The 20,460-nt window shown below is 58.1% G+C and carries 19 protein-coding genes; 13 read left to right on the forward strand and 6 right to left on the reverse strand.

The features are described 5' to 3' along the window. The first annotated feature begins 176 nt into the window (after positions 1-176). The 5 genes from ACR0NW_RS01490 to ACR0NW_RS01510 all read left to right on the forward strand — a co-directional run bounded on the left by ACR0NW_RS01490 (position 177) and on the right by ACR0NW_RS01510 (position 7,666). Positions 177-2,594 (forward strand): GcvT family protein, encoded by a 2,418-nt coding sequence (locus ACR0NW_RS01490; protein WP_480449254.1) that lies wholly within the window; start codon positions 177-179, stop codon positions 2,592-2,594. Positions 2,595-2,625: 31 nt separating this feature from the next. Then, positions 2,626-3,234, forward strand: coding sequence for a nucleotidyltransferase family protein (locus ACR0NW_RS01495; protein WP_480449252.1), 609 nt, complete (start codon positions 2,626-2,628; stop codon positions 3,232-3,234). Between the two features lie 786 nt (positions 3,235-4,020). After that, positions 4,021-5,451: a DegQ family serine endoprotease gene (locus tag ACR0NW_RS01500; protein ID WP_480449250.1), complete on the forward strand. Its 1,431-nt coding sequence runs from the start codon at positions 4,021-4,023 to the stop codon at positions 5,449-5,451. Positions 5,452-5,613: 162 nt separating this feature from the next. Continuing rightward, entirely contained in the window at positions 5,614-6,294 is a 681-nt protein-coding gene (locus ACR0NW_RS01505; protein ID WP_170650261.1) for a response regulator transcription factor, read from the forward strand. Beyond that, a complete protein-coding gene (locus ACR0NW_RS01510) occupies positions 6,287-7,666 on the forward strand; it encodes a sensor histidine kinase (RefSeq protein WP_480449248.1) in 1,380 nt (459 codons plus the stop codon). The genes ACR0NW_RS01505 and ACR0NW_RS01510 overlap by 8 nt, the downstream gene beginning before the upstream one ends. Here ACR0NW_RS01510 and ACR0NW_RS01515 read toward each other — a convergent pair. The 4 genes from ACR0NW_RS01515 to ACR0NW_RS01530 form a co-directional block, all read right to left on the reverse strand. After that, the gene (locus tag ACR0NW_RS01515; RefSeq protein WP_480449246.1) at positions 7,663-8,130 is read right to left on the reverse strand and encodes a CYTH domain-containing protein; all 468 of its coding nucleotides are present in this window, start codon (positions 8,128-8,130) and stop codon (positions 7,663-7,665) included. The two genes, ACR0NW_RS01510 and ACR0NW_RS01515, sit on opposite strands and share 4 nt — an antisense overlap. 3 nt (positions 8,131-8,133) lie before the next feature. Continuing rightward, positions 8,134-8,883 (reverse strand): ParA family protein, encoded by a 750-nt coding sequence (locus ACR0NW_RS01520; RefSeq protein WP_480449244.1) that lies wholly within the window; start codon positions 8,881-8,883, stop codon positions 8,134-8,136. A 3-nt stretch (positions 8,884-8,886) separates the two neighbouring features. Beyond that, positions 8,887-10,407 carry a CHAD domain-containing protein gene (locus ACR0NW_RS01525; protein WP_480449242.1) on the reverse strand — a complete coding sequence of 507 codons (1,521 nt, stop codon included), beginning with the start codon at positions 10,405-10,407 and terminating at the stop codon, positions 8,887-8,889. A 257-nt stretch (positions 10,408-10,664) separates the two neighbouring features. Continuing rightward, on the reverse strand, positions 10,665-11,888 hold the full coding sequence (locus ACR0NW_RS01530) for a cytochrome P450 (RefSeq protein WP_480449240.1): 1,224 nt from the start codon (positions 11,886-11,888) through the stop codon (positions 10,665-10,667). A gap of 94 nt (positions 11,889-11,982) precedes the next feature. Here ACR0NW_RS01530 and ACR0NW_RS01535 point away from each other — a divergent pair, with 94 nt between their 5' ends. Further along, positions 11,983-12,333 (forward strand): TfoX/Sxy family DNA transformation protein, encoded by a 351-nt coding sequence (locus ACR0NW_RS01535; RefSeq protein WP_480449238.1) that lies wholly within the window; start codon positions 11,983-11,985, stop codon positions 12,331-12,333. Between the two features lie 157 nt (positions 12,334-12,490). Here ACR0NW_RS01535 and ndk read toward each other — a convergent pair whose 3' ends face one another. Together ndk and ACR0NW_RS01545 are read right to left on the reverse strand one after the other, a co-directional pair. Next, on the reverse strand, positions 12,491-12,913 hold the full coding sequence (gene ndk, locus ACR0NW_RS01540; RefSeq protein WP_068334875.1) for a nucleoside-diphosphate kinase: 423 nt from the start codon (positions 12,911-12,913) through the stop codon (positions 12,491-12,493). A gap of 119 nt (positions 12,914-13,032) precedes the next feature. Further along, entirely contained in the window at positions 13,033-14,235 is a 1,203-nt protein-coding gene (locus tag ACR0NW_RS01545) for a multidrug effflux MFS transporter (protein ID WP_480449237.1), read from the reverse strand. A gap of 108 nt (positions 14,236-14,343) precedes the next feature. Here ACR0NW_RS01545 and ACR0NW_RS01550 point away from each other — a divergent pair, with 108 nt between their 5' ends. The 7 genes from ACR0NW_RS01550 to ACR0NW_RS01580 all read left to right on the forward strand — a co-directional run bounded on the left by ACR0NW_RS01550 (position 14,344) and on the right by ACR0NW_RS01580 (position 20,393). Then, positions 14,344-16,200: an ABC-F family ATP-binding cassette domain-containing protein gene (locus ACR0NW_RS01550; protein ID WP_480449235.1), complete on the forward strand. Its 1,857-nt coding sequence runs from the start codon at positions 14,344-14,346 to the stop codon at positions 16,198-16,200. After that, the gene (locus ACR0NW_RS01555; protein ID WP_480449233.1) at positions 16,197-16,817 is read left to right on the forward strand and encodes a MarC family protein; all 621 of its coding nucleotides are present in this window, start codon (positions 16,197-16,199) and stop codon (positions 16,815-16,817) included. The genes ACR0NW_RS01550 and ACR0NW_RS01555 overlap by 4 nt, the downstream gene beginning before the upstream one ends. Positions 16,818-16,858: 41 nt before the next feature. After that, positions 16,859-17,440 (forward strand): retropepsin-like aspartic protease family protein, encoded by a 582-nt coding sequence (locus ACR0NW_RS01560; protein ID WP_480449231.1) that lies wholly within the window; start codon positions 16,859-16,861, stop codon positions 17,438-17,440. An 81-nt stretch (positions 17,441-17,521) separates the two neighbouring features. Then, on the forward strand, positions 17,522-17,818 hold the full coding sequence (locus tag ACR0NW_RS01565) for a hypothetical protein (RefSeq protein ID WP_480449229.1): 297 nt from the start codon (positions 17,522-17,524) through the stop codon (positions 17,816-17,818). A gap of 76 nt (positions 17,819-17,894) precedes the next feature. Further along, positions 17,895-18,515 carry an ImuA family protein gene (locus ACR0NW_RS01570; protein WP_480449227.1) on the forward strand — a complete coding sequence of 207 codons (621 nt, stop codon included), beginning with the start codon at positions 17,895-17,897 and terminating at the stop codon, positions 18,513-18,515. Between the two features lie 70 nt (positions 18,516-18,585). Then, positions 18,586-19,800, forward strand: coding sequence for an MFS transporter (locus ACR0NW_RS01575; RefSeq protein ID WP_480449225.1), 1,215 nt, complete (start codon positions 18,586-18,588; stop codon positions 19,798-19,800). Further along, complete coding sequence (locus ACR0NW_RS01580; protein ID WP_480449223.1) at positions 19,797-20,393, forward strand: YceI family protein; 597 nt, start codon at positions 19,797-19,799, stop codon at positions 20,391-20,393. The genes ACR0NW_RS01575 and ACR0NW_RS01580 overlap by 4 nt, the downstream gene beginning before the upstream one ends. Positions 20,394-20,460 lie beyond the last annotated feature (67 nt).

Here is a 20,460-nt window from a genome sequence, read left to right on the forward strand (position 1 = left end):
CACGTCGAAGTGGGGCGCCGATAGTTTGATTCTGTAACAGCCTCATGACCGTTCGCCCCGCCGCGTCCTATGAACCCAAAAATTGAGAAGCGTCAAACGACATGTTTTGTCGCGATTGGCATTGCATACCGGTTCAACACCTTCAGACTGGCGGCAAATTCCGAGGAGAGACAGTCATGAAACTAACCACTCGTGTGGCCGTCATTGGTGGCGGCGTCGTTGGATGTTCGGTGTTGTATCATCTGACCAAGCTCGGCTGGTCCGATGTCATGCTGCTGGAACGGTCCGAGCTGACTTCGGGATCGACGTGGCATGCCGCTGGCGGGTTTCACACGCTGAATGGCGACACCAACATGGCCGCGCTGCAAGGGTATACAATTCGTTTGTACAAAGAGCTTGAAGAGATCACCGGCATGTCCTGTGGGCTGCACCATGTGGGCGGGGTGACACTGGCGGACAATCAGGACCGGTTCGACATGCTGCTGGCCGAACGCGCCAAGCACCGGTTTATGGGGTTGGAGACCGAGATTGTCGGACCGGACGAGATCAAAAAGATCGCGCCGATCACCAATACTGACGGTATTATCGGTGCGCTTTACGATCCGTTGGATGGCCACCTCGACCCGTCCGGCACAACCCATGCCTATGCCAAGGCTGCGCGCATGGGTGGCGCCACGATCGAAACGCACTGCATGGTACGCGAAACCAATCAGCGCGCTGACGGAACGTGGGATATCGTCACCAACAAGGGCACCATCCATGCGGAACATGTCGTCAATGCGGGCGGCCTGTGGGCTCGGGAAGTCGGTGCGATGGCTGGCGTGTATTTCCCGCTGCACCCGATGGAGCACCAGTATCTGGTCACCGACAACATCCCGGAAATCGAGGCAATCATCGATGCGGGCGGCGAGCATCCGCATGTGATGGATCCGGCGGGCGAAAGCTATCTCCGGCAGGAGGGGCGTGGCCTTTGCATCGGTTTCTATGAACAGCCCTGCAAACCCTGGGCAGTGGACGGCACGCCCTGGGAATTCGGGCATGAACTGTTGCCGGACGACTATGACAAGATCACCGACAGTATCGAGTTTGCCTATAACCGTTTCCCTGTTCTGGCCGAAGCCGGAGTGAAATCGGTGATCCACGGGCCGTTCACCTTTGCGCCTGATGGCAACCCTCTGGTCGGTCCCGTGCCGGGGATGCGCAACTATTGGTCGGCCTGCGGTGTGATGGCCGGGTTCAGCCAGGGCGGCGGCGTAGGCCTGATGCTGGCGCAGTGGATGATCGAGGGTGAACCCGAACGCGATGTGATGGCCATGGACGTGGCCCGGTTCGGAGACTGGATCAGCACCGGATATACCCGCCCGAAAGTTATCGAAAACTACCAGAAACGTTTCTCGGTGGCCTACCCCAACGAGGAACTACCCGCCGCACGACCAAACCGCACGACACCCATGTATGATGTCTTCAGCGGGATGGGCGCTGTCTGGGGCCAGCAATATGGTCTGGAGGTTGTGAACTATTTCGCGCAGGGCGACGAACCTGCGTATGAAACACCGTCATTCCGGCGTTCGGATGCCTTTGGGGCCACAGGTCGCGAAGTACGTGGTGTTCGCGAAGGTGTCGGCATCAACGAGGTGCACAACTTTGGAAAATACCTGATCAGCGGCAAAGGCGCCCGCGCTTGGCTGGATCGGATCATGGCAGGCCGGATACCTGCCCTCGGGCGGTTGAGTCTGACACCGATGCTGTCGCACAAGGGCAAGCTGATCGGGGATTTCACCATCTCTTGTCTGGGTGAAGAAGAGTTCCAGCTTACAGCGTCCTACGGATCGCAGGCGTTCCACATGCGCTGGTTCCTGCGAAATGCCGAAGATGGCGTAAGCATCGAGAATGTCAGTGACAAACGGAACGGCTTTCAGATCGCGGGCCCAAAGGCTGCACAGGTTCTGGCAGCCTGTACCCGAGACGACGTTTCCGATCTGAAGTTTCTGGATGTACGCCGCATGACCATCGGAATGAATGAGTGCATCGTGCAGCGGGTCAGCTATACCGGAGATCTGGGATACGAGATTTATTGTGATCCCATGGCCCAGCGTCAGCTTTGGCAGACACTGTGGGAGGCGGGTCAGCCACATGGAATGGTACCGTTCGGAATGCGCGCGATGATGAGCCTGCGGCTCGACAAGTTCTTTGGGTCGTGGATGGCAGAATTCTCGCCTGACTACACCGCAGCGGAAACCGGGCTGGATCGGTTCATTTCGTTCAGAAAGAACGTGGATTTCATCGGTCGCACCCCCGCCGAGGCCGAGCGTGAATCTGATGCCACACGCAAACTGGTAGCGTTCGAAGTCGATGCGCTGGACGCCGATGTAAACGCATATGAGCCGATTTGGCTGGACGGCAAGGTGGTAGGGTTCTGTACATCGGGCGGATATTCACACTTTGCTGAAAAGTCCATTGCGCAAGGGTTTCTGCCAACCGATCGGATTGCTGACGGATTGGAAGTAGAAATCGAAATCCTTGGTCAGATGCGAAAGGCCCGGGTCATCTCGGAACCGCTTTTCGATGCGGATGGCGCACGTATGCGTGGGTGACAGGTCGCCGAACAATCGCCATGGTGGCGGGATGACGGATATTCCCATCATCCTGCTGGCCGCCGGTCAGTCGAGCCGCATGAAAGGCGCGGACAAGCTGTTGAAGGAAATCGACGGTGTACCTTTGTTGAGGCGCAGCGCCGAAACGGCGCTGTCGGCTGGCCCTGTCATCGTCGCCCTGCCCCGGGAACCCCACGCGCGATACGACGTGCTAAAGGGGCTGGACGTGCGGCCGGTTGCTGTACCAGATGCGGCAGAAGGTATGAATGCCAGCCTTAGACAGGCAATGCGTGCGGTACCTTCCGAGGCAAGGGCCGTGATGGTTTTGCTGGCCGATTTGCCGGACTTGACGGCGCTGGATTTGCGCGCGGTCATTCACTCAGTTTCAACCTGCCCTGACAAAATGATCTGGCGCGGGGCCACAGAGGACGGCAAACCCGGTCATCCGGTGATCTTTGACCGCTCGCTGTTCGGGGATCTGACCGCACTGACCGGCGACAGCGGTGCACAACAGGTGGTTCAGGCACATTCGAGCCAAGTGCACTTGGTCAAACTGCCAGGCGTTCATGCAAGGCTGGATCTGGATACCCCCAAGGCATGGTCGGATTGGGAAAGGGCACGGTCACGGCAGAAAATCTGAAATGCTGAAAGTAACGCGGCCCGGTCTTTGCAGACCGGGCCGGTGCCCAAGATAAGATATCCACCATTCACCAACCCTGAAAGCAGCGATCAGAACGCTGTACAGCTGTTCCGAACGATATGCCGCCGAACCTGGAACAAGACCCCCTCGTTAACTTAGCGACACCCACTCCCAGTGACTGAGTTACAACCGTCGACACCCCCTAGTGCCAGCAGTTCCCCCTCATTTGGGCACTTTCATCGTCACCCATTAGGCGCTCTCAAACAACGTAAAATTTGTATCGAGTAAGCGCTTTTCAAAATTCGCGTTGGCTTTTTCGCAACATCACATTGGACGTCGATCAACTTGAAAGTGTGGTGCAATGTGCACTTGAGTGATCAACAGCAGGTTTTTAGAGGAGATACACTGTCTTTTAGCATGATATGCAAAGACATAGGCACATTCTTATAAATTTAGTAAGAAATTCGAGAACAACCTCTAGGAGATCGCGCCAATCGACCCGAAAATTGGAAAAATTTTGTTTACGTTTTTAATTCAATACAACCCTTTTCGAAAATATCGGCCGATTTCGGCAACAATCCACCGATTCGCTTGGCACGCAAGACCGCGCCTTAAAAGAGCTTCCGTTGGGTAACTTTCTGCAATCAGATGACGATCCGGGATAACCCGGCAAAGCAGGGAAAGATGAAGAACTCTTAATCTTCGCAAAAGAAGAAGCAAATGTTGTGGCCGTATCTCCTGCATCAATGCCCGGAAAGGTACCGGGGCTGATTGCAGGAGAATATAATGAGCATTCGAAAAACCACACGCCTTCTGCCGGGCACGGCGAGTCTGGCAGGCGCCAGTGCGCTGGGGGCAGCACTGATGGCAAGCACCGCCCTGCCCGCTTTGGCCGATGCGGCCCTTGCCGATCTGGTACAGGAAGTCTCGCCGTCGGTCGTGACCATCACCGCCGAACAAAGCGCCAAACCAGCCCCGGCGAACATGAAAGAGTTCGAGAACCATCCCTTTGGTGAGTTCTTCAAGCGCTTTGGTATGCCCGAGGGCTTTGACGCGCCACAGCGCGGGCCCAGCCATGGTCTGGGGTCGGGATTTGTTCTGGACGAGGACGGCTACATCATCACCAACAACCACGTGGTTGAAGGGGCGTCCGCCGTTACCGTGCGCTTGAGCGACGACCGGTCGTTCGAAGCCGAAGTGATCGGAACCGACCCGTTGACCGACATTGCGCTGCTCAGGATTGATGCGGGCGAAGCGTTGCAACCTGTCAAACTGGGTGACAGCGACGACATCCGCGTGGGCGAAGACGTGGTCGCCATCGGCAACCCCTTTGGGCTGAGCTCGACAGTCACCACCGGCATCGTTTCGGCCAAGGGCCGCAACATCTCGGAAGGACCCTATGCCGAGTTCATCCAGACCGATGCGGCGATCAACAAGGGCAACTCGGGTGGTCCGCTGTTCAATATGGAAGGCGAAGTTGTTGGCGTGAATTCGGTCATCTATTCGCCCAGCGGCGGTTCGGTCGGCCTGGGATTTGCCGTGACATCCAATATCGTCGAGCACATTGCGGCGGATCTGCGTGACGATGGTCAGGTCAGCCGCGGTTGGCTGGGTGTTTCCATTCAGACTGTCAGCCCTGAACTGGCCGCAGCCATGGGAATCGATCAGGCCAAGGGCGCGCTGGTGTCCGAAGTCATGGGCGACAGCCCGGCCGAGGGTGTACTGCAACAGGGTGACGTTATCCTGTCCTTCAACGGCGAAACCGTGAAATCCAGCAGCGACCTGCCGATCATTGTCGGTGCAACCAAAGCCGGGACCGACAGCACGATTACCGTCCTGCGCAACGGCAAGGAGCAGCAACTGGACGTCACGGTTGGTCAGCACCAGACGGCTGCTGCCGATACCGGCACTGTTCAGGGTGAAGATGCATCCGATGCGACTTTGGGCGTAACGGTCGCACCGCTGAACGAAGCCGCTCGTGCCGAGATGGGCGTTGCCGAGGGTGTTAATGGCGTGGTCGTAACGTCGCTCAAGCCTGATAGCCCTGCCGCAAAAGCGGGTCTGCAACGCGGCGACGTGATCGTCCAGCTGGGCGAACAGGCCACCGACACACCCAAGGCTCTGAAAGCGGCACTGGAAAGCGAAAAGACGGATCCGGCGCTGGTGCTGATCAATCGCGGCGGAAACCAGATTTTCGTTGCGGTCGAAATTGCCTGACCCGAGGCCCTGCGCGCGCTGAAATTGGGGAGTTTCACGCGCGCACCTCCCGGCACACAAGGATTGTCCCCCTTATGCCGGGCAGCCGGGTGCGGACCCCGCACCCGGCATGTGCATTTTCCGTAGTCTGTGATTATATCCGTGTTGAAAGGAACTCTGACTATGAGCCGACGCCTCCTGATCGTTGAAGACGACACCGAAACGCGGGACTTCATCGCAAAGGGTTTTGCCGAAGAAGGCTATGCCGTGGAAAGCGCCCCGGACGGGCGCGAAGGACTGTATCACGCCACCGATGGCGGGTTCGATGCAATCATTCTGGACCGTATGCTGCCTGGACTGGACGGGCTGTCCCTGATCAAGTCGGTGCGGGCTGCGGGCCTTAACACACCTGTTCTGATGCTGACCGCAATGAGCGCCGTGGACGAACGGGTCAAGGGGTTGCGGGCCGGTGCAGATGACTATCTGGTCAAGCCATTTTCATTTCACGAGCTTCACGCCCGGATCGAGGCGTTGCTGCGCAGACCGCAAGAGGCGGAAGAGGCTTCGACGCTGACCTGCCGCGATCTGGAAATGGACCTGCTGACGCGTAAGGTTTCCCGGGATGGACACGAAATCACCCTGACCCCCAGGGAGTTTCAGATTCTCGAATACTTCCTGCGCCGCAAGAACCGGGTCGTATCCCGCACGATGTTGCTTGAAGGCGTGTGGGATTATCATTTCGACCCTCACACCAACGTTGTCGATGTTCATATTTCCAAGCTTCGGCGCCAGTTGGACGAAGGCGGGTCTGAACCGCTGATTGAAACGGTAAGGGGCGCAGGTTACATGATGTCTGATGCGTAACCCTTCACTTTCCCTGAATAATTCCCGAACACGGCTGGTTCTGGCCAGCATGGTGCTGAGCACGCTTTTGACCGCCACCGTTCTGGCGCTGGTTTACGTCACCGCGAACCGAACCATTGCCGGTGAAACCCGGTCAGTCGTAACGGCTGAGTTAACCGGGCTAGCGGATGAGTATGAGCGCCGAGGGCTGATCGGTCTGATGACGGCGATCGAGCGCCGTTTAACCAATGCTGCAGAACGCGATGCCCTATATTTGCTGACGGACCGGTTTGGCGAAATCCTTGCAGGAAACATGGATCAATGGCCCGAAGGCGTGGCGCCCGGCAGCGGCTGGGTCGAGCTTGAGTTGCTGAAAGCCGATACAAATCAATATGTCCCGATCTCTGCCGCCTCGATCCGGCTGCGCGGAGGTGAGCGTCTGCTGGTCGGGCGCGACGCCTCGGCCCGGCAGCAATTCGACAGGGTTCTGTTTCATTCGGTTGCACTGGCACTTGCCGCAGCTCTGGCGCTGAGCATCCTGACCGGCGGATTGCTGACCCGCCTTGTCTTCTCGCGCCTCAAGGAGTTTGCCGATACCGCCGATGACATCGTATCCGGCGACCTTACCCGCCGCATCCCCCTGCGTGGAACCGGTGATGAGTTCGATCAGGTGGCCAGAACCCTGAACCACATGCTGGATCGCATCGAAGAACTGGTCGGCAATCTGCGGACCACCTCGAATTCCATCGCGCATGATTTGCGCTCTCCCCTGTCCCGGTTGCGGCAAAGGGTCGAGACGCTGTCGGATCCGTGTCAAAGTGAAGACGAGCGCGAGGCGGATACTGCGCGCGCCGTAGGTGAAATTGATCATCTGCTGCGTGTGCTCGGTCAGTTGACCGAAATTTCGCGGGCAGAGGCAGGTCTGGGGCGGGAACAGTTCGAAGAAGTGAACCTGCAACAACTGGTTCAGGATGTGGTCGAGCTTTACGAACCCCTCGCCGCTGACAACATGGTCAGGCTGGAAATGCAGGGCGAGGCCACACCGATCCAGGGGCACAGGCCCCTGTTGTCGCAAGCGCTTTCCAACCTGCTGGAGAACGCCTTGCGTTACGCCCCCAGCGGCTCGACGATAACTGTCGACCTCAGCGAGGATAAGCGATTTGCCCTGCTGAGCGTGCGCGATCAGGGACCGGGAGTTCCCGAAGCCGACCTGCCACGCTTGCAAGAACCTTTTGTTACACTCGACCCCGCACGAACAGGGCGCAATTCCGGATTGGGTCTTGCGCTGGTCGCTGCCATTTCCCGCATGCATGGTGGTGATTTTCTGGCGCGCAATATCAATCCGGGGTTGGAGGCGACGCTGAAACTGGCGCGCCGTGCAAACGCCGGCTAGGTCGGGATGCCGGTGATCGCCAGCATCTTGTTCTTGTAACGTTTATCCACGGTGACCTCGGTGCCGAACCATGCCGGAGGTTCAAAATTGTTGGCTTCGGTTTCAGACGCGAATTCCACTTCGACCAGACGCAGCGGGTTCAGGTCGCCCAGAAAAAGGTCCAGTTCAAAGCTCAGCCCACCCTGTAAAGCAGCGGTATAGCGTTCCTTTTCAACGCGGCGACCTTTGGTTTCCGGCCAGAAGGTTTCGAATTGTTCCTGCGATATCTCGGCCTCACGCTCAGTCCGCACCAGTCCGCCGCCCCCTTTCAGGGTCAGGAAAAACTGATCGTTTTTCTGACGCAGCCGCAGTTCGGTGGAATCGTCAGGTCCGGTCAGATACCCCTGTCGCACCACTGCTTTACGTGCGTGGCTCAGGTCGGGCATTTCGGCCACCAGAAATTTCCGTTCGATTTCCTTGCTCATGTGTCAAACACCCATCCCGGTTTCCAGTTCCTGATACAACGCGCGATATGCCTTACCAGCCGGACCACGCGCCGCAAATGTGCTGACCGGCGCGCGATGCAACCCCATGCGTTCCACGTCAGTCGAAAAGGGAATCCACGCCTTCAGGAACCGTTTCTTGTGTGTTTTGCTCATCAAACGCATCGTATCGGTGTGCAGCGTTTTGCGAAGCTGCACCATTGAAAAAAAGGCACGGAGTTTCTTTTTGGGTAGTTTGTGTTCGTCGAAAAAGCCCACCAATTGCTCGAACGTACGCTCGGACAGGGTTGTCGGAATGACCGGCACGACGATCTGATCGGCGGCCCGGAATATGTTCTCGGACAGCATCGAAAAGTTGGGCGGACAATCCAGAACAATGACGTCATAGTCCCCGCCAACCGACTTAAGTGCTTTCTTCAGGCGCGAGCGTTTATTGCGCATCCGGGACAGAAAAACGTCGAAATCGCGATAGGACATGTTCGCGGGCAACACATCCAGCCCGTCGAAGTCGCTGGCCCGAATAGCACGGGTAAACCGTTTTACATCTTCGAAAAACCGCGCCTCGGTCAGCTTTTTCGAAGGTTTTACGCGCAGGTAATAGCCGGATGCTCCCTGCGGATCGAGATCGCACAGCAATACCCGTTTTCCTGACCGGGAAAACGCATAGGCCAGATTGACCGACGTCGCCGTTTTGCCGACGCCGCCCTTGTTGCTGTAGCAGGCGATGACCTTCATCCCTCAATCCTCCGGCTTGTAAAACAGAGTGCGGAACAGGCGCTGGATTCCGGGACTGTCAAAGTGTTCAAAACAAGAGACAACGCGCGCGCGTTCGGCCCTTTGCTGCTGATGCAGGACGGCGATCAACCCACCAACAGCCATGATCAGTTCAGAATCCGCGCGACCCGAGCGGTCATCGCGGACCTTGATGAACTCCGACAGCGCATCTTGCTGAACCGAATAGTCGTTGAACAATCCAAGATTATCCTGAAGCTTTTTCAGAGGCTTGAAAATCGTTTTGAATTCTTTTCTTCCGAATAAAGGCCCGAAGAATTCCATGAGATAGCGCAGTTTCTTGCACTCGATGCGCAAGTCATGAACATCATCATCCGGAGTCGTATCGGTGATGGAACGGGCAAGCTTGCAGACCTTCCGATACCTTTTCCAGATCAGCCTGCAGGCATAATCATACGCGCCCAGCTCAGCGTTTTTGCCCGCAGATAACACATTCACCTCATCGAACATGGCGGCCAGATCGGATATGGAATCCCTGTAGGCAGAAGAGTTAAAGCGTCGTTTTAGCTTGGAATATTCCCTTGCGCGTTCTTTCCCGAACTCTGTAAACATTCTTTCAAGTCCGGGATGAAGGTTATCAGGCAACAGGCTGAAATATCTTTCTTTCTCCAAAAGATACACATCCAGATCACGCATCCGCCCGGTCGGCTCCATCTGATCAGAGAATGCCTGTTTCAACTGTCTGGTCTGGTCGTCGGAATACACACCTTTGAACAGGCTCAGCACTGATCGGATTTTACGGAGGGACACACGGTAGTCATGCAGGAATTCCGTGTCGATATCGGCAATCACTCCGGTCTCGTTCCGGCGTGCAACGGTCAGATAGGTGCGAATGATATCGTTGGCGGCCTGAATGGCAGGCTCGGTATTACCCAGCGGGATAACCGGTTTTGCCTGATAGGGCTCCACTTCGGGAAAAAGCACCGAAACCACGGACGAAATGTCATCAGTCACACCGGCAATGTCTGCTATCCCGTCGCGCGTCTTTTCATAGGCCCGGTCGTAGCCGCGCATCCTTTGCAGCAGAACCAGATTGGCTACCGCCTTGTCCGAGCTGAGTTCAATGATCCGCCCGCGGACAAGGGTTTTTCGCCATTCGTCCAGTACCGACATCTCCCGTGTCACAAACCTGCCGGAGCCTATTTCCATCAAGGCCCGCAAGGCGGGAAAGTCAGCCAGCGCATCACGAACCGATCCTGCGCCGAGGTCTGAAACAAAATTGCCGGACCGCTTTGCCGTCTGAACGCAGTGTTGGCCCGAGCTGCCCCAGAGATGCAGCTCCCCTCCTGCCTCCAACAAAAGACGGCCTGATCGAAGCAAGGATTGATCAAAGCAGTCCAAAACGGAAAACTTCAGGGCGTCGGAAGGCAGGCCGATTTCAAGCGTCAGCTTCCCGAGCGATCGGGCCACTTCCTGCACATCAATTGCACCGGGAACGACAAAAAGTTCACCCGACGTATCGATCATTCCTGTCCCCTCTTGGGTGTCTCCATCAGCCGCCAGAAAAGTCTCAACTTGTTTTCGGAAGTCCGTTCCCTTTGTCGTTGCTCTACAATTCAGGTGAAATATTGCTACCTGATGACAAATCTCCCTGGGTCGACGAGAACCGGTGGGCCACCCTTTTGGCGTAATCAGTGTTATAAAATCGGCGTTTCCCCCACCATTCAAGCTTGAATTTGAATGTAATGATCCGGACTTTGCCAGCCAGACAGCAAGCGAAACCGTTAAATCGTGGCTGGGAGTGATGCATATCCTCTAAACCGGATGCGTCCGCCCGGTACTCGCCCGTCCAGCAAACGAAAATCCGGGTATCGGTTGAGGAATCGATCCAACGCGATGCGCCCTTCCATGCGGGCCAGTGTCAGACCAACACAGACATGCGGTCCACCTGCAAATGCCAGATGCCTGTTCGGCTTGCGCGAGATGTTAAATCGCCCGGGGTCTTCAAAAACGTCGGGGTCGCGATTAGCGGCACCGATGCACAGGTGCAGATTTGTTCCTTTGGCAATCCACCGCCCGTCCAGTTCAATGTCCTCAGTGGTTTCACGATTTCCGAACTGGTTGGGTGAGCGAAAGCGTAAAATTTCTTCGACTGCGGGAGTGATCAGATCGGGATCGTCCATCAGACGTTGGCGTTGCACAGGATGGTCATTCAACAGGGCCAGCCCGTTGCCGATAAGATTGGTGGTGGTCTCGTGCCCTGCATTCAGAATGAAGATACAGTTTTGCAGAAGCTCGATCTCGCTCAACTGTTCATCCGGACCTTCCCCCCGGATCAGCCGCGTCAGAACATCCGTTTCCGGATCACCCGGCACAGCGCGTCGGCGCCCCACCAGGTCGGTCAGATACGCCTTGAACTCTTCGACGGCCCTGTGCCCTCGCGCCAGTTGTTCATCCGTCAATGCAGGTTCCAGCGCCCCCAGAATGGCCAGAGACCAGTCACGCAACGGACCACGTTCATCCATAGGAACATCCAGCAGGTTGCCGATGATCTGAATGGGAATGGTTGATGCGAAATCTTCGATCAGATCAACCTGCGACTTGCCATTCATCGCGTCCAGCAGATGATCCACCGTTTCAATCAGGCCGGGCTCCATCTTTGCAATCGCCCGTGGGGTAAGTGCGGATGTCATGATCCTGCGGACACGCGTATGCAGCGGCGGATCCGAAAACACCAGCGAGGTCGTATGATGTTCGAACAACGGCGAACCGACGCCGAATTTCGGCCCGAACGCGGCTTTCTTGTCCGAAGAAAACAGCCGGGTATCTCGATAAATCCGATCCAGATCGGAATGGCGGCTAAGCAGAACCGATCCGTCCGGTTGCGGCAGAACCGGGGCATGGGTCAGCAGCGCATCATAAAATGGAAACGGATCCTCAACAAACCCCGGCGGCGGGTCTGTCAGCTCAAGCCCTTGTGCGGCCATCGCAATGTCCGGTGCGTCCATCTCTCTCTCCCTCACTCAACTGGGTATCGCACGGCGCCTTCCATAACAAGCAGCCAAGGGTGACAGGTAGGAATTGCCGCGCTAAACCTGCGGCATGTCAGACCCGGTATCCTCAATCCGAAACCTTGGCCCCGCCTTTGAACAGGCCTGCACACGCGCGGGCATTCATTCGGCCCAGGAATTGCGTGATATTGGGGCCGACGCGGCTTATGCCCAGTTGCTCAGAGCGGGAACCAAGGCCCATTTCATCGGCTACTATGTGCTTGTTATGGGACTGCAGGGCCGCCCTTGGAATGACTGCAAAGGGGAAGAGAAAAAAGCCCTTCGCGTGCGGTTCGACGCGATCAAGGCCGAAAACACCCAATCGGTCCCCGGGCGCATCGCCGCCGAGTTGGACGCGCTCGGTGTTCGTGTCAGTCCAACAGACCTTAATCCAGACGCATAACGGGCTTCGCCCACCGCTCTGTCACAACCAAGGAAGGACGAATAAGCGATCCTTCATTCATCTGGCTGAAAATACTTCGGACCGCGAGACAGAGCCTCTCAAAAGAAAAGGCCGCCCCAAAAATTGAGAGCGGCCTCAAAATTTGTGTCAAACCGGATTAGCCGACCAGTTCGATACCCGAGAAGAAGTATGCGATCTCGACAGCGGCGGTTTCAGGTGCATCCGAACCGTGGACCGAGTTTTCGCCAACCGATTCAGCAAACTCGGCGCGGATGGTGCCGGGGGCTGCGTCTGCGGGGTTGGTTGCGCCCATGACTTCACGGTTCTTGGCAATGGCGCCTTCGCCTTCCAGAACCTGTACGACAACCGGAGCCGACGACATGAATTCGCACAGTTCGTCATAGAACGGACGCTCGGCATGCACTTCGTAGAACTTGCCTGCCTGTTCCTTGGTCATGTGAATGCGCTTCTGCGCAACAATGCGCAGGCCTGCTTCTTCGAACTTGGCGTTGATCTTGCCGGTCAGGTTGCGGCGGGTTGCGTCGGGTTTGATGATCGAAAACGTGCGTTCCAGTGCCATTTCGGGCCTCTCCTTAAGCTGGCGGCGCGGACCGCTCCGCGCCGAGACATATCGCGCGCCGCCTAACACGGTATGACAGACATGAAAAGTGTTATGATGGTCACATAGACGAATGCGGTTCAGATCGCGTCAGGCAGCGGGTCTTTTACGTCGATCCAGCGCACATAGAGTACCGCCAGCAGCCCGACAAAGCTTGAGGCGGACATCATCCCCAGCACGAGATACGGCGCGTTTTCCGGGCTGACCAGTGCCCCCGTGGCCGAGGTCAGAACCGCACCCAACGCCACGGTCATCGCCCCCGACAACCCCGACGCGCTGCCTGCCAACTGCGGACGGACGGACATCAGCCCGGCCATGGCGTTGGCATTTGTCAGACCGTTGCCAAAACCCACAAAAACCGCCGATCCGAAGAAGACCCAGACCGATCCTGCGCCGCTCAGAAACACGATCAGCCCGACCAACGGACCTGTTGATGCGATCAGCCGTCCCACTAGGATCATCGTGCTCAACCGCGTCCGTGCAGCGATACGCCCGGTGACAAAGTTTCCGGCCATGAAACCCGTGGTTATGATGCCGATGCCCAATCCCAGCAACGCAGGGCTCAGATCAAACCATGCGGCGGCGACAAGTGGGGCACCCGTGATGAATGTGTAGAACGCGCCGATCGAGAACGCAGCGCACAGCGCATATCCCCAAAACCGGCGCGCGCGAAAAAGATGGGGATACTGCCGTAGCTGAGCCGAAAATGTCGATGAACGGCTGGTATTGGTTTCCCCCATATCGACCCAGAGCAACGCCAGCATCCCGGCCCCGAAAACGGAATACAGAACAAACCCCGCGCGCCAGCCAAACAACATGTCCAGCGCACCGCCCAGCATCGGCCCAAGCATCGGCGCCAGCGCCATCGCCATCGCGACATAGCCCAGCTTGCTTGCCGCTTCGTTTGGCGGGTACATGTCGCGGATCGATGCGCTGGACAGTACCGGCCCGGCGACGACAACTGCCTGCAGCAGACGAAAGCCCAGAAACACCCAGATCGAGTCGGCCAGCGTGCATCCCACCGAGGCCAGCGCGAATATCCCCATGCAAATCAGCAGGATGGGCCTGCGCCCAAACCGATCCGACAGCGGCCCAATAATCAACTGAAGCACCGCGGAAATGGCCAGATACCCCGCGAGGGACAGGTTCACCAAAGCGTAATCGACCCGGAAATCCACGCCCATCTGCGCCAGTGACGGCAGAAACATGTTCAGTGACAACACCGACAGCGCGGTGGCCAGAATCAATGTTCCCAGAGTCGGGGGCGATTGAGCGGGACGCATTCGGAAATCCGATCAAATTCAAATTCGAAACAGCGCTATCACATAGCCCGCGCATTGAACATGCCAAGCCGCTGGCGGCTCAATCGCGGCTCTGCTAAGAGCGGTCGCATGTTACGGATCGAGAACATCGTTTACGCTGTCGAAGGCCGCCCCCTGTTTGACGGGGCCAGCGCCACCATTCCCACTGGCCACAAGGTCGGTCTGGTCGGGCGCAACGGGACTGGCAAGACAACTCTGTTCCGCTTGATCCGGGGGGAATTGGCCTTGGAATCGGGTCAGATCGCCCTGCCCCGTCAGGCTCGGATTGGCGGCGTGGCGCAAGAGGTTCCATCCTCGGATGTTTCCCTGCTCAACACCGTACTGGCGGCCGACACCGAGCGCAGCGCGCTGATGGCCGAGGCCGATACTGCCACGGATCCTGCCCGTATTGCCGAGATTCAGACACGTCTGGCAGATATCGACGCGTGGTCGGCCGAGGCTCGCGCGGCCTCGATCCTCAAGGGGCTTGGGTTCGATGATGACGAACAGCAAAAGCCCTGCTCGGACTTTTCGGGCGGTTGGCGGATGCGCGTCGCACTGGCGGCGGTGCTGTTTTCGCAGCCCGACCTGCTGCTATTGGACGAACCGACCAACTATCTGGATTTGGAAGGGGCGCTGTGGCTGGAAAGCTATCTGACCAGATACCCGCACACGGTGATCATCATCTCGCACGACCGCGGTTTGCTTAACCGAGCGGTGGGTTCGATCCTCCACCTCGAAGATCGCAAGCTGACGCTGTATCAGGGGCCGTATGACCAATTCGCACGCCAACGCGCCGAAAAGCTGGCGCTGGCCGAGGCGATGGCAAAAAAACAGGAAGCCCGCCGCGCGCATCTGCAATCTTATGTGGACCGGTTCCGCTACAAGGCCGACAAGGCCAAACAGGCGCAATCGCGTCTCAAGGCTCTGGCCCGGATGCAGCCGATTTCATCCCCACAAGAAGCAGCGCTGCGCGCCTTCAGCTTCCCCGAACCCGAAGAGATGTCGCCCCCGATCATCCATCTGGAAGGCGGTGTAACAGGTTATGGTGAAACCGAGGTGCTGCGCCGCCTGAACCTGCGCATCGATCAGGACGACCGCATCGCGCTGCTGGGCAAAAACGGACAAGGCAAATCCACGCTGTCCAAACTGTTGTCGGACCGGCTGCCACTGATGGCGGGCAAGATGACCCGCAGTTCAAAGCTGCGCATTGGGTATTTCGCGCAGCATCAGGTGGATGAACTGCGCGTTGAGGAAACTCCGCTGGACCATCTGCGTCGCCTCCGCCCCGCCGAAGCGCCTGCGAAATGGCGCGCGCGGCTGGCCGGGTTCGGCCTTGGCGCGGATCAGGCGGAAACGGCGGTGGGCCGTCTGTCGGGCGGTCAAAAGGCGCGGCTTTCGCTGTTGATCGCCACCATCGACGCGCCGCACATGCTGATTTTGGACGAACCCACAAACCATCTGGACATCGAAAGCCGCGAGGCGCTGGTCGAGGCGCTGACCGCCTATTCCGGTGCGGTAATTTTGGTCAGCCACGACATGCACCTGCTGAGCCTTGTAGCCGACCGGTTGTGGCTGGTCTCGGATGGAACGGTAAAGCCGTTCGAAGGCGACCTTGAGGCATACCGGGATCTTCTTTTGGCACGCAACAAGCCTGTGTCCAAGGAAAAGCCGCAGACAGCCAAACCCAAGCGCCCCTCTCGGGACACGGTGCTGGCGTTGCGGGCCGACTTGCGCAAGTGCGAAGAGCGGATCGAGAAGCTGACCGAAATGCACGAGAAGCTCTCGACCAAACTGGCCGATCCGGCGCTGTACGAAGATAGCCGGATCGGGGAACTGGAGAACTGGAACCGCAAGTTCGCCGAAGTTGTCGAAGCCATGCAGCGGGCCGAAGCCCTGTGGGTTGCAGCGGCCGAGCGGCTTGAAACAGCAGAGGCCGTGGCATGATCGATGCAGCATTTCTGATCACGGCGTTCACAACGCTTTTTGTCGTTATCGATCCCCCCGCACAAACGCCGATTTTCGTGGCCCTGACACAGGGAATGGACAGACAGACACGGCGCGGCATTGCCATCAGAGCCTGTCTGACCGCTGCCGGCATTCTGGCCATGTTTGCAGCGTTTGGCGAGGCGGTGCTGGGCTTTGTCGGCATCTCCATGCCTGCCTTTCGGGTCGCAGGCGGGGTTCTGTTGTTCCTGACCGCGCTGGACATGTTGTTCGAGCGGCGCACCAAGCGGCGGGAAAGCAGCGCGGAAGAAGAAGAGCATTCCGACCCATCTGTGTTCCCGCTGGGTATACCCCTGATCGCGGGTCCGGGCTCGATCGCGACGATGATCCTGCTGGCCGGTCAGCAACCGGGTATCGAAGGATTGGCCGTGGTGATCGGCGTCATGCTGTCGGTTATGGCCATGGTCTTTTTGATGTATCTGTCCTCGGGCGCGGTGGCGCGCCTACTTGGCAAGACCGGCCTTAACGTGCTGACCCGGCTTTTGGGTATGCTTTTGGCCGCATTATCAGTTCAGTTCATCCTCGATGGCCTCAAGGCCTTTGGTTTTGCTTCCTGAATCCCCATATATTCACGGAATAGCTTTTAGTGAGTGACGCCATGGATACCGACAACATTGCCCGTCTGACATATCTTGTCCTGCTCGGCGCCGCCGTACTGATGTGGTTCGTCACGCAGAACCGGCAGTCGCTGGGCAAGACCATGCAACAGGCGCTGGCATGGGTATTCATCTTCATTGGTGTGATCGCCGCCGTTGGTCTGTGGGAGGACGTCCGCACAACAGTCAGCCCGGCACCGCAGATGGTTGTGACGGGTGACACCATCGAGGTTCCCCGTTCGGTCGATGGCCACTATTACCTGCCGCTGCTTGTGAACGGCAAACCGGTCAACTTTCTGGTCGACACCGGAGCCAGCCAGATCGTGTTGAGCGATCATGACGCCGAGCGGGTTGGTATCGACACCAACAACCTGAATTACTTTGGCCGCGCTGCGACGGCGAACGGCACGGTTCGAACCGCGCCCGTTCGTCTGGACAGTATCGCTGTGGGGCCGATTACGGACAGCAATGTTTCAGCCTGGATCAACGAGGGGAAACTGGATCAATCGCTTTTGGGCATGGACTACCTGCATCGGTTCTCAAGCATGAAGTTTGCCGATGGAAAGCTGATCCTGTCACGGTAAGGTCTGGTAGATCTGGTCCGACCGCTCCCTTGCAAATTGGCGCGCGCTGACGAAATACTGCAGAATATTCAGGAGGGTTTGATGAGGTCATTCGGCTTTTTTGCGTTCTGTACAGCTGTTTCATACGGGCTAACCAGCGGTCACACTCTGGCGGATTCGGCTTCTGCACCTGCAGCCAGCTCAACCGACCTGTCGGCCTTTGTCGGCGCACGTTCGGTTCAGGCGGAACCTAATCTGGAGGAACTGGGTTTCGAGAGGATCAGAAGCAGCGATGTGACCGAATACTGGCTGAACCGCGCTTCCGGTACCTGTGCAAAGATCGAAACCAATGAGGGCCGGTATACCTCGATCAAGATGCTCCCCGCGCAGGATTGCTGATTTCCCGGACTGCAAGGATCGCTTGGCCCGCCATAATATCATTGAGAACAAAATGAGAACATGCTAACTTCTTCGCATGTCTGCCCACCTTCTCAGCCGCAAACCAGCACGTGCCACGCCGGGGGTGGTTCTGCACCCCCAGATCACCCTGACCCTGTCTCGTGTGCACGAGGCCTGCGGGCCTTCCCGATACAGCTTTGCCATGTGGTTGGCAGGCCAGACGCAGGGGCCGGTCCTGTGGATTTCCCCCGCGTGGGAGGCCAATCAGCTTAACCCGGACGGGATGATGCCTTTTGCCGATCCGGGCCGGTTTCTCTTTGTCCATCCCAGGCGGGCCGAAGATCTGTTGTGGTGCGTCGAGGAATCCCTGCGCAGCGGGGCCATACCGCTGATCGTGGCCGACCTGCCGGGCGCACCCGGGCTGACGCCGGTACGGCGGATGCATCTGGCCGCTGAACAGGGTGGCGCAATGAAGCAGGCACCACTGGGCCTGTTGTTGACCCCGGGCGATGGCGGTGCGCAGGGGGTCGAAACGCGCTGGCATATGGCCCCGGCCCATCAGAACGAGGCCCGGCGCTGGGTTCTGACCCGCCGCCGCGCCCGCGCCCTGCCCCCGGCCAGATGGCAGGCCACCCAGACTGCCGCCCGCGCCGGGCTGGAACTGAAGCGGATCGGAACCGACGACGAAACCACCTGACTACGCGCGCGACCCAAGATCACGAAACTTGTGACTGGCCAAAGCGTTCTTGCGCCCCTAGCGTGCCCGCATGACCCACCCGATCCATGACAGCCGCTATTCCTGGATCAGACTGCTGATCACGCTTGCCATCGCCACAGTGGTAAATGTGGGCATGTGGGCCGTGATCATCGTCATGCCGGATATTGAGGCCCAGTTCGGAGCCACCCGTGCGCAGGCGTCGCTGCCCTATACCCTGACCATGATCGGGTTTGCACTTGGCAACATGTGGCTGGGGCAAATGGTGGATCGACTGGGGGTCACCAAAGCCCTGATCGGTGCGGCAGTTCTGAGTGCGATAAGCTATGTTCTGGCAACTCTGGCCCCCAACATTCTGCTTTTGTCCGTTGCGCATCTGCTTTTGGGCCTTGGAACATCAATCGGATTCGGACCTTTGATTGCGGACATATCCCACTGGTTCATGCGCCGCCGGGGGATTGCCGTGGCCCTTGTGGCCAGCGGTAACTATCTGTCGGGTGCAATCTGGCCAACTATGCTGTCCGGCATTCTGGCCGAAAACGGATGGCAACAGGTCTATCTTACGTTGGCCGTTATCACTTTGGCGGCCGTGATCCCCCTGTCGCTTCTGCTGCGGCGACAGGTTCCAGCCGAAGCCCACGGAACCGCCGAGGCGGCAGCGCAACTGAATGCCCGGAGCGCCGGGTTTTCCCCACGGACATTGCAATATCTTCTGGGGCTGGCTGGCATCGGCTGTTGCGTGGCAATGTCCATGCCACAAGTTCACATCGTCGCCTATTGCGTCGGTTTGGGGTATGGCCCGGCTGTGGGCGCGGAAATGCTGTCACTAATGCTGTTGGGTGGCGTTGTGAGCCGGGTGATCTCTGGCATCGTCGCAGACAGGCTTGGTGGAGTAATGACCTTGTTGATCGGGTCAGTCCTGCAATGCATAGCGTTGTTCCTATTCCTGCCCTATGATGGGATGGTCTCGCTTTACGTCATCAGTACGCTTTTCGGACTGGCGCAGGGCGGCATCGTGCCCAGCTATGCATTAGTCGTGCGCGAATACATGCCCCCGCGCGAGGCCGGAGCACGTGTTGGTTTTGTCCTGATGATGACCATTCTGGGCATGGCGCTGGGCGGCTGGATGTCGGGCTGGATTTATGACGTGACCGGCAACTACCAACTGGCGTTTGTCAATGGCATCCTCTGGAACGGGCTGAATATCGCGATCATGCTGATGCTGCTGAAACGCTCACGCCCCGGGCGGCAACAGGTTCCGGCATGACCGGCCTGTCCAGACGCCGGGCTCTGGCGATTCTGGCCTCGTTACCGCTGGCCCGCCCCGCCCACGCAGAACTGACACCTTATCGGCTGGAACCGGGCAACACCTCGGTCCGTTTTAAGTTCGACCTGTCCGGCGTAGCGCAAAGCGGCACGATGCCGATTGCATCGGCCGACATACGGATTGACATGGCCCGGCTGCAAAACAGCCGCGTGAACGTAACGCTGGATGTCAGCAAAGCCCGAACGAGGTTGCCCTTTGCCCGGATTGCGATGCTGGGCCCCGAAGTTCTGGATGCCGCCCGGTTCCCGACCATCCACTTTCGCTCGACCCGCATCCGTCTGGGCGCGGGCGGACGCTTATCCGACGGGGCATTGGTCTCGGGCGATCTGACCATTCGGGATGTCACCCGCCCCCTCACCTTGCAGGCCAGCCTGTATCGAAAAAGGGGCAGCGCGCCGGACGATCTGGACAACCTTTCCATTCGACTGACGGGTGCGTTGAACCGGAACGCATTTGGCGCATCAGGTTACGGCGACCTTGTGGGGGAAACTGTCGGACTGGACATCCATGCCGAAATTGACAGAGTGGCCTAAAGCAGGGGAATGGCCAGAATCCGACGCCGAAAAGTCGGATTACCGCGCGCATCCTTCTGGCCCGAGG

It is taken from the genome of Ruegeria sp. CF5, from assembly GCF_056537325.1.